We start from the raw sequence: 13,747 nt of genomic DNA, 5'->3' as shown, positions 1-13,747 counted from the left end.
GGTTTAGCAATCCGGCCTTTCGCTAAAGCATTAAAAAGCAATTACTTAGATGGTATCTTGATCTCGCGTCCGGCTCCGAGAACGGAGTTCGGAAGCAGGCCGTTGAACTTGGCAACCTCGGTCGGGCTCGCATTGTTACGCTCTGCAACCTTCTGAACCGTGTCACCGGCCTTGGCCTTTACGACCTTAACACCTGCCGCGACCGGCGTTCCCTGAGTCGTCGGGCGGGAATAGCTGGTGTTCTGGACATTGTTGCCCGCGACCGGCACAAAAACCTTTCCGCGCGGCTGTGACATTCCCGGATTTGCTGCCATCAGATCACCAACGCTGACGCCGGTGCGGTTAGCAATATTCTGCCATGTTTCGCCCGTCGAAGAATTCGCGAGATTCGCGTTGTTGACCTGAGTAGCAGGAATTCGTCTGAATACTGCGACCACTTCGTTCGCTTTATTCGAGGGCACGTTAATGATGTACGGCGTCGGCGGAGTCGAATTGGTGCGAAGGTGCGGGTTCAGATATCGCAGATATTGAACCGTTGTATCTGCGGCCTGTGCAACCAACGCCAGATTTGTGGAAGCCGGTACACGAACGCGATCATAAGTCAGTGGAGCCGCCGGACGAATGTGTCCAAAGCCGTACTGTCCCGGATTGTTTGCGATCAGGATCGTCGCAAGAATGTTCGGAACATAGTTACGGGTTTCCTGCGGCAGATAAGGATAGGCAAGCCAGAAATTCGCCACGCCTGCACGGCGGATAGCTCGATCGACGTTACCTTCGCCGCAATTATATGCAGCAATGCCGAGTTCCCAGTTACCGTAACGGTTGTAAAGGAATTTCAGATAACGTGCTGAAGCACGGGTCGCTTCTTCAAAGCTGTTTCGTTCATCGACATACGCTGTTCGCTGCAAGCCAAATCTAGTGCCGGTTCCCGGGATGAACTGCCAAAGGCCAGAGGCCGCCATGTTCGACATGGCACTAGGTTTCCAGGCACTTTCAACCTGTCCAAGCCACGCAACGTTCTCCGGAATTCCTTCTTCCTTGAAGATCCGGCGTGCCATACGCATGAACATCCCCGAGCGGTACAAACCAATTTCCATCGTCTGCCGTCCGCGGCCCCGATAGTAGTTGATGTACTGCTGGATCATCGGATGAACCTGAAATGAAAATCCCAGTGATTTGTTGGCAACTGCGTACTGGATATACTGATACTGAGCCTGCGCTACCGGATTTGTTTCAACATCCTGCTCTTCGGCGGTAAGTTGAAGTTTCGAAAGATCATCAAGTGGCGAAGGTTCAAACTCCTGCGAGTTAAAGCCGATCTGGTTCGCAGCAGGAAGCGTCGGGCCATTGATACCGGCCGCTGTGCTGGTCGACGGTTGTGAGACCGGCTTGTTGAACGAATTCCTGGCGATGGCCGTGATCCTATCAGCAAGCGTCGCGTCAATATTCGTCCAGCCGCACGTCAGCGAAAGGTTTCGCACCTGTGGCAGATGGCTTTCGGTTGGAAATTCAATTCGGTAAACGGTCTCGATCAACTGGTTGTAGCAAGCCTGAAGCTTTGCCTCCCGCTGAATATTCAGCGTTGACATAAGAAAAGCCTCGACAGACTTGTTGAACTTCTCAGCCGCGACCGGCAATTTCTTATCTTCGTACGCAAGTAGGCCTTCTCTAAATGACGTACCGGCCTTATCCAGAACATCATTGACCGCTCTCTGCGCGGCAACAACTTCGGGAGTCTGAGCTTTCGCAACTGAACCGAATACCAAGAATATAAATGCTGTAAAACTTAGGACTTTGTAAATACTTTTTTTCATTAATCTTAGCTAATATTATCTCCGCCGCAGCTGCCCCGAATAGTGACAAAGGTCACCAGCCGAGAATAATTTTAACGCTTTCGACCGTTAAAAGTTTCATACGCCGAACCACAGGTCCGGAACGACGCTTATCTTTCAAAGATAACACTTCCCAGAAAACCGCGCAACCCTCGATAAAATAAGGACATCCGCGTTTTTTATATCAAACTCGTTAAGCCTTTGAAGCCTTAGCTTTAGCCTTATCGGCCGGCACTTTGGCCTCCCGTAGAGCGACGTCGAAAACCTGACGTACATTCTCCACAAATATAAACTTCAAATCGTCCCTAACTTCCTGAGGAAGATCTTCGAGATCGCGCTCATTCGGGGCGGGCAGGATCACCGTCTTGATCTTCGCACGACGTGCCGCGAGCAGTTTTTCTTTGACGCCGCCGACCGGCAGCACGTTGCCGCGCAATGTGATCTCGCCGGTCATCGCCACGTCTTTACGAACCGGACGCTGCGAAAGCACGGAAACAAGAGCGGTCGCCATCGTTATTCCGGCACTTGGACCATCCTTCGGTATCGCACCTTCGGGAAGGTGAATGTGGATGTCGAAATTGTCCAGCACCGTCTCGTCTATGCCGAGATCCTTCGATCGGGCCTTGGCATACGAGAATGCCGCCTGCGCCGATTCCTGCATCACATCGCCAAGCTGTCCCGTGAGCATCAGCTTGCCTTTGCCCTTAGTTTTAATGGCCTCGATGAAGAGAATATCGCCGCCAACCGCCGTCCAGGCGAGGCCCGTGACGGTTCCGATCTCGTCTTTTTTGAGAGCCCCTTCGTTAAAGATCCGCGAAACACGAAGGAAATCCTTAAGATTATCCGGCGTTATCTTCATCGGCTTGAAATCATCTTCCTGCTCCGCCTTAGCACGCGCGACCTTACGGCAAACCTTGCCGATCTCACGCTCGAGCTGTCGAAGCCCCGCTTCCTGCGTATATTCCGAGATGATCTTCGTCAGAGCTTTACGGTCAAATTTAACGTCTTCCTTCTCAAGCCCGTTCTCCTCAACCTGTTTGGGAACGAGGTGACGCTTGGCGATCTCAAGCTTTTCTTCTTCCGTGTAGCCCGAGAGCGAAATGATCTCCATTCGATCGCGAAGTGCCGGCTGCACCGTATCGAGCACATTCGCCGTCGTCATGAACATCACGTTCGACAAATCGAACGTCACGCCCAGATAATTATCGCGAAACGTCGCGTTCTGCTCCGGATCCAAAACCTCGAGCAAGGCCGAGCTTGGGTCGCCCCGAAAATCAGCGCCGACCTTGTCGATCTCATCAAGCATGATCAGCGGATTGTTCGTCTCAGCCTGTTGAATTCCCTGCAAAATACGCCCCGGCATTGCTCCGACATATGTACGGCGATGGCCGCGGATCTCAGCTTCGTCATGCAGTCCGCCGAGTGAAAGGCGAATGAATTTGCGGTTCAGAGCACGAGCGACCGAGCGTCCGAGCGATGTCTTACCGACTCCCGGAGGGCCTACGAGACACAGGATCGAGCCTTTCGGCTTCTCGCGAAGCTTCCGCACCGCGAGAGCTTCGACGATGCGTTCCTTGACGCGTTCGAGGCCGTAATGGTCCTCATTCAGGATCTTTTCGGCTTTCTTGAGATTTAAGTTGTCCTTAGAAGCTTTTGACCACGGCAGGTCGGTCATTATGTCGAGCCAATTGCGGAGCGTCGCAGTTTCCGCGGTGTCCGGATGCATCCGTTCAAGCTTTTTAAGCTGACGAAGTGCCTCTTCCTCGGCACTTTCTGGCATTTTTGCCTTCAGGATCTTGTCGCGATACTGCTCGATCTCTTCATAAAGCTCATTCCCTTCCCCGAGTTCAGACTGGATCGCCTTTAATTGCTGCCGCAGGAAGTATTCACGCTGCGACCTGTCGATATCGGCACGAGCCTGCGTATTTATCTCTTGCTGAACCGTCAAAACATCGATCTCTTTGCTCAAAAGATCATTGACACGGCGAAGCCTCGGGGTCGGATCCTCGACATCGAGAACGCTCTGCCCGTCTTCAACCCGAAGTTCAAGATTTGAAGCGGCAAGATCGGCGAGACGTCCCGCATCATCGAGATTCGCTATTATTGCGAGAACCTCCGGTGAAATATTCTTCCCAAGCGAAGCCGCACGCTCCATCGAACCGCGAACGTTGCGCACCAAGGCCTCGACCTCGAGCGAATTTTCCGGCGCAAGCGGTTCGACGATCGGCGTGACGCTGGCTTTTACATACTCGCCCTTGCCCGTTACGGAATCTACACGGCATCGCGAAAGCCCTTGGATCAGTATCCGAATACGTCCATCGGGCAGTTTAAGCATCCGCATGATGATCGCTACGGTTCCAACTGTGTATAGGTCGTCCTGCTCTGGTTCCTCTTTATTAACATCCTTTTGAGAAACCAGCAGGATCATGCGGTCCTGGCTTAGAGCCTGCTCCACAGCACGGATCGACCTGTCCCGCGAGACAAACAGCGGAACGATCATGAAAGGATAAATAACAATATCGCGGAGAGGGAGTACCGGCAGTTCCGCCGGTATCTGCATCATCGGCTCGATAGCGTCGGATTCGGAAAGGGCAACCGGGAATTCGTCGAGATCAACCATAATCTCTTATGTTAGGGAAAATAACAGGAAAGGGCAATCACGAGAAATACGCCACATTAGCGAGGTTTACAATGAACAGATCGCGAGAGGTCAATTTTTCACCGGGAAATTTTCGATCTTTATTTTTTCTTTTTTTTCTTAGCCGCCGCCATTGGTGTGCGGGTTCCCACGAGAACCTTAAGCTCATCCATGAACTCGGAAACATCAGCAAACTCAAGATAGACAGATGCAAATCGAACGTAGGCGACCTTATCGAGCACCTTCAAACGGCGCATAATGATCTTGCCAACCTCGCTCGTAGCAAGTTCGCGATCGAGAGAATCCTGCACGTTTTTTTCGACTTCATCAACGATCTCTTCGAGCTGTCCGGTCGATATAGGGCGTTTCTCGGAAGCTCGAAACAAGCCGGCGAGGACTTTATTGCGATCCCAGCTTTCACGTTTGCCGTCCTTTTTGACGACCATGTACGGGATCTCGTCAATACGTTCATAGGACGTGAAACGGCGACCGCATCCAAGACACTCTCGCCGACGGCGGATAGAATCGCCGTCCTTCGATTCACGCGAATCGACGACCTTATCCTCAATATGTGAACAAAATGGACAGCGCATAGGCAGTTGTCGGTAGACAGTGATCAGTAGTCGGCGATCTGGTTAAAGAGTATTCCATCCGGCCACCGGCCACTGCTCAAACAAAATCCGGAGAATCTGATTCGATCTCCTTTTCGGCATTTTCGCTGGATAGCAGGCTGCGAAACCGCTCAATACTTATATCACCATGAAAGAGATAATATAAGCCAAAAAACACCGCCGGAGCGAAATAGATCAGGTGCATAATGATCGAGACAGCAAAAGCCTGTTCACGCTCGACGCTCAGGAGCATCAGGCTGCTCGCCGTCGCTCCATGAAACGCCCCTGCAGCACCTCCCGGCGTTGGTATGAGCGAACTTAGCGACGCGACACCCATAACAAAGATGGAATCCACGAATCCCATCTTTAGATCAAATGCCAGGATCACGAACCACGTCGGCAGAGCGATCGAGAGCCACAACGCCAATGTCCAAAAGCTCGCCCAGAATATCTCTTTTGGGCTTTTGAGTATGTTGAGGGCAGTCGCGAGCTGCTCCATCAAACTCATTATGATCTCCCGAAGCCGCTTTGGTATGAACTTATGATCCGTCAACCGCGACATCAAGTCGATAAACACAGGCGAATACCAGTGATAAACAAGCAGCCCGACAATGCCTATGATGACACAGGCGAGCATCAGATTGCCCGCCCATTCTATCGATGCGAGTTCAGCTTCACGCCCTGGCGGCGTGCGGAACCAGATCAAACTTATCGAAAAGAAAGAGATCAGTGAGGCGAGATCGAAGACACGTTCGACAAAGATCGTCACCACCGCCGCACTCGGCCTGACTCGGCGATCACGCATCGGCAGCCACATCGGCCGGACGATCTCGCCCGCTCTGCCAACCAAAAATACTGCAGAAAAACCGACGGTCGTCGTCGCAAAAAGCTCTCTCAAACTCGCCGGTGTGATGGGCGCAAGAAGTACCTGCCATCGCACGGCTCGTAAAAAATACCCAAGACAGATCCCGATAAACGCGAGCGATAACCAGAGCGGGTTTGCCTTTCGCAAACTCGCACTGACTTCCTGCCAATCCAGATTCCGGGCAAAAAACCACAGAAGAAAGACAGCAAAGAGCGAAAGTAAAATGAATTTTAAGTATTTTCGCAAACCGCTCGTTCCCGGCCAGGTCGACCGGTTCCTTTTTTACAAACTCAAAAGATACTCTATTTTAGGGAAAACGAAAAAGCGGTCCTGCCTTTTCGGGGAAACCCAGATCAGCCGAACCGCTTGAAAGAAACTCCTATGCCGAAGCCGAAGCCGCGTATGGCGGCAAAACTACTCTCGCGGCCTTTTCCTTTTTCAGACCGAGAGCCCAGTCAGCTTGCATAAGTGTGTGGATATCGCGGGTCCCCTCATAGATCACAGCAGCTTTGCAGTTTCTAAGGTAACGTTCGACTGGATAGTCGTTCGTATAGCCGTTCGCTCCGTGAACCTCGATCGCCATCGACGCAGCCGTCTCAGAACGAGTTGTCGCCTGCCATTTGGCCATACTCGCGGCCTTTGCCGACGGCAGTCCCATGTTCTTGAGGTATCCGCATTTCAGCCAGAGTAGATGGGACATCTCGTAATCGGCTGCCATATTAGCGATCTTCTGCTTGACGAGCTGAAAATTGGCGATCGTCTGTCCCTGCACCTCACGAGTGTTCGCATACGCCACGGACGCATCTCGGGAAGCACGGATGACGCCGGTAGCTCCGGCTGCAACGGTGTAACGCCCATTCTCCAGCGAGAACATCGCGATCTTAAATCCTTCGCCCTCCACACCGAGCATGTTCTCTTTCGGAACTCGAACATCCTGCAGCGAGAAATAGCCCGTGTTTCCAGCACGGATTCCTAGTTTGCCATGCAGCGTACCGCTCGAGAAACCAGGCATTGAACGTTCAACTATGAAGCACGAAATGCCGCTGTGGTCGCGGGCTTTTTGCTTCTCAGGATCGGTCCAGCAAAAGAACAAGAAATTATCAGCAACATCGGCGAGCGAGATCCACATCTTTTCGCCGTTCAGGATCCAGTCGTCACCGTCGCGTTTCGCGTACGATTTCATTCCGATAACGTCCGAACCGGCGTTCGGCTCTGTTAATCCGAACGTCGCGAGCTTTTCGCCCTTTGCCTGCGGAACGAGATACTTCTGTTTCTGCTCCTCAGTTCCCCACGAATACAAACTCAAGCTGTTGAGTCCAACGTGCACCGACATCGCCACACGCAAAAACGTGTCACACGCCTCGAGTTCCTCGCAAACGAGGCCCAACGAGATATAGTCAAACCCTGCCCCGCCGTATTCTTCAGGGATACATACGCCGAGCAGCCCAATCTCCGCCATTTTGTCAAAAACGCTTCGGTCGAAAAGAGCTTTCTCATCCCATTCCTTGATGAAAGGAGCTACTTCACCCGCGACGAACTCGCGTACGGTGTTCTGCAGGGCTTTGTGTTCTTCGGTTAATTCTAGTTCGATCACTTCTTTATATTTCCTCGCTAAATTGGGTTATATGATAGAATTCTGCTCGTTATATCAAAGAAGGAGTCTATCATTTTGCGTACCTTCTACGAAACGTGCGGACCCAGTGACGGAACACATCGTTCCGCCAATTCCGATCGTCGGCCGCCGTGACCTTTTCATTTTCATCGACCGCGGAGAACGCTTAGAACGTATCGCTGTGGTTCGTTATCTCGAAGAGCGGCTAAAGAACCATTACACCGTATTGAACCCGCCCCGCGCCGAAATGGCGGCTGCTCTCAAGAAACTCGTCGATGAGCGAAACCCAAAAACAATTGCCCTAAATATGGGTGGTTCACGAGGTCAGCAAAGCGGCCTGACGCACGACGGTTACAAGTTCCTGGCTGAAACGCTCGGCCCTGAGAATGAAAAGAAATTTGTCTCGTCCGCAAAACTTCTGACCGACTATTTCGACACCAGGCTCCCGGAGGAACTAACACATTACGAAAAAGCTGTCCTCGCAACCGATGTTATCACAAGACGTGCGTTCTCAAATGAGATAATTAGACCCGGAAAAACGACGGTGGGCGACGTTCGTTGGTGGATGATGCAGCAGGTCAACAACCTCGGACTCGGCATCTGGTTTCAGCCGGATATGCGAGTTCAGCGACAGGCAAAAACGACGGCAACGTCGCAGCAATTCCTCAGCGTTGCCGACGAGAAAATGGTACTCGAGCCCGGCGATCTGATCCACGTCGATTTCGGCCTGATCTATATGGGCCTCAGCACCGATTGGCAGAAGCACGGCTATCTGCTAAAGCCCGGCGAAAAAGACGCTCCGGCAGGATTAAAAGCAGCTCTCAAGAACACGAATCGTCTCCAGGACATTTTGTTTGGCTTCGCACGTGCAGGAATGACCGGAAGCGAGGTTTACGATGCCACGATGGCAGAATGCAAAAAACAAGGTATCGAAGCGATGATATATTCGCACCCGATCGGTGCCCATGGCCATGGTCTCGGTGCCTCGATCGACTTCCGACGAGGGATCGGAGGTGACGAAGACCGCCTGCGGCTCGATGCATTCACGTCGATCGAGCTCAACACATCCACCGCCGTTCCGGAATGGAACGGTCAGAAGGTTACAATAATGGCCGAAGACGACGCTGTGATGACCCCGACCGGCTACAAATTCATCCGTCCCCGACAAACAGAATTTTATTTGATTCGATAAGTGGAGCGCGGGCATCCCGCCCGCGAGTCTTATGATCCCGATCGCCAAAGCGATAAAGTTCATCGAAAAGGAAGTTTCTCCTCTCACAAGCGAGAAGATCGATATCTCCGGCACAGTCGGCCGCGTTCTGGCCGAGAATATAATCGCGGACACCGACCTGCCGCCGTTCGACCGTTCGCAAATGGATGGCTACGCAGTCGTCGCCGCGGACACCGAAAATGCACCGGCCACACTCAAGATCGTGGGCGAATCCGCCGCCGGCCGCGGATGGCACAAAACGATGAGATCCGGCGAGGCAGTTAGAATAATGACTGGTGCTCCGTTGCCAGACGGTGCCGATTCTGTCCAGAAGTTCGAGTTAACAAAGGAAGTCAACGGTGAGGTCGAGATATTCGACCGGACTGAAAAGAACCGCTATATCATCCGCCTGGGCAGCGAGATCAAGAAGGGCAAGACGATCCTCAAACCCGGAACGAGGATCACCGAAAATATGATCGCCACGCTTGCCGCTTTCGGTTACGCAAAAGTTAAAGTAACAAGAAGCCCATGCGTCTCGATCATCGGGACCGGCAGCGAGATAGTCGAGATCAACAAAAGACCCGGCCGGGACCAGATACGGAATTCAAATTCAATTATGCTCGACGTCCTCTGCCGCAGATTTGGAGCCGCTCCGGCGATCCTGCCGAACGTCAGAGACGAAATTTCAGATCTCAAATCTCAGATAACAAACGCGACCAAAACATCCGAGATCGTGATCCTGACCGGCGGAGTTTCGGTCGGAAAATACGATCACACAAAAACAGCTCTCGCTGAACTCGGAGCGACCATTTTTTTTGAAAAGGTAAGGCTTAAACCTGGCAAACCTGCGGTGTTTGCGAAACTCGGCAAGACTTTTATCTTTGGGCTGCCAGGCAACCCTGTTTCGGCGGCGGTGACGTTTCATCTATTTGTCCGAAAGGCGATCTTGATGCTGCAAGGAGCGATCAGTTCTGATCTGGAAACAGGATTTGCCGTGCTCGCGTCCGACGCAAAAGCGGCTCGCGAACGCGATGCATATTTGCCTTCGAGATTGGAGACGAACAAAATGGGGCAATTGGTCGCGCATACGCTAAAATGGTCTGGTTCCTCTGATTTTATTGGATTTGCTCATTCAGATTCGCTTGTCATTGTTCCGCGAGATAAGAGTATCGCAGCAGGCGAGGTCGCCGAGATCGTTTATTTATGAACAACCTGTCGCATTTCGACGAAACCGGAAAGATCAGCATGGTCGATGTTTCCCAAAAAGAAACGACCACACGGCGAGCGGTCGCGTGCGGAAAAGTCCTGCTTTCACCAGAAACACTTGAAACTCTCCAAACTCAGCCAAATAGAAAAGGTGATCCATTAGAGATCTCGCGAATCGCGGGCATAATGGCGGCAAAAAAAACCTCGGAGTTGATACCGCTTTGCCATCAGATCAATCTGTCGAAGGTCAACGTCACCGCCGCATTTCGAGATTTCGGCATCTATCTCGAAGCCGAAGCCATCACCACCGCCCAAACCGGCATCGAAATGGAAGCCCTTACCGCCGTCTCAGTCGCAGCTTTGACGATCTACGACATGTGCAAAGCCGTGCAGAAAGACATCGTGATCTCGGAACTTAAATTGATGTCGAAAACAGGCGGGAAATCCGATTATGAAGCGGACCGTGATGCCTAAGCCCGCGCGTAAGCAATGGCGAATCACGCGCGTTGAATATTTCGCCCTTGCTAACGCGCGGGCTTCTGCACAGGAATTGAACTTTAAGCTACAATAAGCGTATCCCAAAGTAGCCAAGTTGAGGAGTTTTTATGCCGATAAATTACAAGCTCGCCGAAGACGCCAAGCCGCAGATCACTTTGCTTTTGATCGCAACGGCGATCAGCGTCGGACTTTGGATGATTGGATGGTACTTGCCGATCGTCGGCTACATTGTCTATCCGATCCAGCTTTTTGCGACATTCGTTCATGAAAGCTCGCATGCTATGGCGGCACTGATCACCGGAAATTCCGTCATGAGCCTGACCGTATCGCCCGATACGAGCGGAATGGTCTGGTCGCAATCCTCCGGCTTTTCGTCGCTCTTCATCTCAAGTGCTGGCTATGTGGGCACGACCCTTTTCGGTACGCTTTTGCTCGTTTGGATGCGTTTCGGACTGAAATCACGGCTCGCACTGTATCTTTGTTCGGGGTTGATCGCAGTAATGACCGTCGTTTTTGGCTTTATCGCCCCGTTTTGGAATTTTCTGGCAAACGTCACATTCGGCAGCATGGTTTTCACAGTGTTTTCCGGTGCCATCCTTACCGCCGGTCTGTTTGCTGTCGCCAAATTCGCGACCGACAAATGGGTCAACTTCTCGCTCGCATTTCTCGCCGTCCAGTGCCTGCTAAACTCATTCTTCAGCCTTAAAACGCTGTTCGTTATCTCGGCAACCTCCGACGCCTCGTCCGATGCCGCAAATATGGCCGCCGCGACCGGAATTCCCGCCGTTCTTTGGGTACTTCTCTGGATCGCGATCTCCGTCGTAATGATGGCCGTCGGCGTGAGGCTGTACGCGAGCAGAGGCTCAAAAGCGGCTGCTGATTCGCTGTTTGTTAATTGATAAATATCAGAGACGGGTGGGCAAGCCCGCCTTCCTGACTGTCTGTTACAAGCCCGGGAAGATTCTAGAAACAATAAACTTGCAGTCAGGAAGGCGGGCTTGCCCCCGCAACTTCGGAATGCAGATCACTGCTTCTCGGCAAGGCCTTTCAATATGAAAGCATTTCTCATCTTCATGGCTCTCCTTTCCCTGAGTCTCGTTACATATGCCCAGATCAAAAAGCCCGAACCTTCGGCTCAAAAGCCCGCCTTCAGCAAATCGACACAACTGATCGTCGTAACCACCGACGACTGGGACAAGATCAACGGAACTGCCGCTCTTTACGAGAGAAAAAACGAGAAAAGCGATTGGAAAGCAACCGGCGACAAGTTCCCTGTCGTCCTCGGCCGCAGCGGGCTTGGCTGGGTTCGGGAATACGATGTCGCGGTCAACAACGCACCTGTTCTCGGAAAGCTTTTCAAAAGAATTTGTACTGCTCTGAAACGAGGAGATGATCAAGTCCTACGTCAGCTATATTCAAGAGAAACGCTGAGATTTTTGGAAATGGGGATGAGGGAAGAGGGGATAACCAAGATTAGCAAATATCTGGAAGACGATATATCAGATAACTGTTTCGCAAAGAACGAGTCGTTCATTGGTAACGAAGCCTTTGCATCTATCTACGGCAGCCAGTTTCCAAATGGAATTTGGGTGAAATTTGTTTTTGAAGACTCCAGATGGAAGGCGACGAATGAATCACCTGGCTTGGCGGCATTGGACGAAGGTCTCCGAACAGGCAAATCGGAAGGTGACGGTCGATCACCCGCCGGACTGTTTCCGCTGACCGAGTCGTTCGGCACGGCTTCAAAACCGGTGGGCGTTCAGATGCCCTACACAAAACTCGACGAATTCACGGAATGCGTCGACGATCCGAAATCGAACTTTTACAATCGCATCGTCAACCGCATGCAGGTCGGCAATTTTGACTGGAAAAGCTCGGAGAAAATGCTTGAGATTGGGCCGGAATATGATCTAGGCGTTTTCGTGGGGTATAACACGTATCCGGTCGAAAAAAATCGCGGTTCCTGTATCTTTCTCCACATTTGGAAAGACGCAAATTCGCCAACCGCAGGCTGCACCGCGATGGAACGCCGAAACTTGGAACGCATCGTTGCGTGGCTTTCACCCGCAAAAAATCCGTACCTTGTGCAGATGCCGAAAAAAGTATACGATTCACGTCGAAAAGCGTGGAAATTACCGAAACTCAGATAGCCCTCGACAAGCTGACCACCGGCTCACGACTGATCGTCCGTTCTCGCACCGACTGGCGGTTCGCGGCGGTTTCAAAGATCGTCGAAGGTCGTGTCACGCTAACAGTCTGCTCCCCCTCAGGCCGCACATATCGACTCCGCCGCGATCTAAACGCCGAACTTCTAATGGAAGGCATCATTCCTGTCCTGCCCTACGACACTGACGACACCTGGCGAGACAACTTCTGCGGCTACGATACCCGCTGGTAGCCAACTGACTCAACGGCCAACACCTTAAAACTTTCGTTTTCCTGAATAAATACCACATATCTGATGTTCTCGATCTTCCACTCGCCGTTGTGCGGAATATTCCGTTCCATCTTTACGCCTGTTTCTCCAGCTTTGAGTTTGCCGATTGGGATAAGCTGCCTCACAACGGAACTATGCGCGAGGTTTGCCCCTGCGTTTTCGCCGCTTCGCACCTTTGTCACGAGGCCGCTTTCGGCAACGGCGAGATAGACCGTCGCACCAGAATGTGCAGCGAGGCCGGTGATATCTGCCGATAATTTCCCACTATTTAGACTCAGATCTATAACGCCCAACATCTCCGACGAGGCTCCATCGACAGCATCGGTAGCCTTGGAGCGTTGAGATCCCACGAATTCTGCTGAGCCATTAACGACCATCTGCGGCGTATAACTAGAATCCAGCTTAAATCGCCGGGCGTACTGCTCTTGACGCTTCGAGAATACCGGTGAAGAGAACGGATCTTTCCAGCCCAGGTAATTCCAATAGTCGACGTGAAAGGAAAGCGTGACCACATGATCATTCCCGTCCTGCTGCAACTTCGTCAACAACCGATCAGCCGGCGGACAGCTTGAGCAGCCTTCGGAAGTAAAAAGCTCGGCGAGGACAGGACGTCTGGCTCCCGTGTGGTGCGAGACATTCGATCCTGCCTCTACGGTTTCCACGCCGCTATTCTCACCATTGCCGGCAAAAAACCAAGCAGTCGAAATGCTGCAAACTGTTATGAGTACGATCAACATAAAGTATTTCATAAAGCTAATATGCGGGATCGAAGCTGGGTTATTCCGTAACGTTGCATGTATAATACAGTTATTGACACATGCAAACAGCCTTTTGCCGG

12 protein-coding genes are annotated in these 13,747 nt (G+C 51.9%); 6 read left to right on the top strand and 6 right to left on the bottom strand.

The features are described 5' to 3' along the window. Window positions 1–41: 41 nt before the first annotated feature. The 5 genes from IPG22_15465 to IPG22_15445 form a co-directional block, all read right to left on the bottom strand. Entirely contained in the window at window positions 42–1,814 is a 1,773-nt protein-coding gene (locus IPG22_15465) for a transglycosylase SLT domain-containing protein (GenBank protein MBK6589686.1), read from the bottom strand. Between the two features lie 211 nt (window positions 1,815–2,025). Next, window positions 2,026–4,395, bottom strand: a complete 2,370-nt coding sequence (gene lon / locus IPG22_15460; protein MBK6589685.1) for an endopeptidase La — start codon at window positions 4,393–4,395, stop codon at window positions 2,026–2,028. Between the two features lie 176 nt (window positions 4,396–4,571). After that, window positions 4,572–5,063, bottom strand: a complete 492-nt coding sequence (gene nrdR, locus IPG22_15455) for a transcriptional repressor NrdR (protein ID MBK6589684.1) — start codon at window positions 5,061–5,063, stop codon at window positions 4,572–4,574. A gap of 76 nt (window positions 5,064–5,139) precedes the next feature. After that, window positions 5,140–6,192 carry a flippase-like domain-containing protein gene (locus tag IPG22_15450; GenBank protein ID MBK6589683.1) on the bottom strand — a complete coding sequence of 351 codons (1,053 nt, stop codon included), beginning with the start codon at window positions 6,190–6,192 and terminating at the stop codon, window positions 5,140–5,142. A gap of 133 nt (window positions 6,193–6,325) precedes the next feature. After that, complete coding sequence (locus IPG22_15445; protein ID MBK6589682.1) at window positions 6,326–7,540, bottom strand: acyl-CoA dehydrogenase family protein; 1,215 nt, start codon at window positions 7,538–7,540, stop codon at window positions 6,326–6,328. Window positions 7,541–7,646: 106 nt separating this feature from the next. Here IPG22_15445 and IPG22_15440 point away from each other — a divergent pair, with 106 nt between their 5' ends. The 6 genes from IPG22_15440 (at window position 7,647) to IPG22_15415 (ending at window position 12,870) form a co-directional block, all read left to right on the top strand. Continuing rightward, window positions 7,647–8,750 (top strand): M24 family metallopeptidase, encoded by a 1,104-nt coding sequence (locus IPG22_15440; protein MBK6589681.1) that lies wholly within the window; start codon window positions 7,647–7,649, stop codon window positions 8,748–8,750. A gap of 31 nt (window positions 8,751–8,781) precedes the next feature. Further along, the gene (locus tag IPG22_15435) at window positions 8,782–9,975 is read left to right on the top strand and encodes a molybdopterin molybdotransferase MoeA (protein MBK6589680.1); all 1,194 of its coding nucleotides are present in this window, start codon (window positions 8,782–8,784) and stop codon (window positions 9,973–9,975) included. Continuing rightward, entirely contained in the window at window positions 9,972–10,448 is a 477-nt protein-coding gene (gene moaC, locus IPG22_15430; GenBank protein ID MBK6589679.1) for a cyclic pyranopterin monophosphate synthase MoaC, read from the top strand. The genes IPG22_15435 and moaC overlap by 4 nt, the downstream gene beginning before the upstream one ends. Window positions 10,449–10,579: 131 nt before the next feature. Then, window positions 10,580–11,371, top strand: coding sequence for a M50 family metallopeptidase (locus IPG22_15425; protein ID MBK6589678.1), 792 nt, complete (start codon window positions 10,580–10,582; stop codon window positions 11,369–11,371). 153 nt (window positions 11,372–11,524) lie between these two features. Beyond that, complete coding sequence (locus tag IPG22_15420) at window positions 11,525–12,622, top strand: L,D-transpeptidase family protein (GenBank protein ID MBK6589677.1); 1,098 nt, start codon at window positions 11,525–11,527, stop codon at window positions 12,620–12,622. Further along, window positions 12,598–12,870 carry a hypothetical protein gene (locus IPG22_15415; protein MBK6589676.1) on the top strand — a complete coding sequence of 91 codons (273 nt, stop codon included), beginning with the start codon at window positions 12,598–12,600 and terminating at the stop codon, window positions 12,868–12,870. The genes IPG22_15420 and IPG22_15415 overlap by 25 nt, the downstream gene beginning before the upstream one ends. Here the strand turns inward: IPG22_15415 and IPG22_15410 are convergent. Next, window positions 12,852–13,658 (bottom strand): DUF1223 domain-containing protein, encoded by an 807-nt coding sequence (locus IPG22_15410; protein MBK6589675.1) that lies wholly within the window; start codon window positions 13,656–13,658, stop codon window positions 12,852–12,854. The genes IPG22_15415 and IPG22_15410 overlap by 19 nt on opposite strands. Window positions 13,659–13,747 lie beyond the last annotated feature (89 nt).

Source organism: Acidobacteriota bacterium, from assembly GCA_016703965.1.
Lineage (GTDB): Bacteria > Acidobacteriota > Blastocatellia > Pyrinomonadales > Pyrinomonadaceae > OLB17.
The sequence above is the reverse complement of the archived record's forward strand: the minus strand, read 5'-3'. Positions and strand labels throughout refer to the sequence as shown.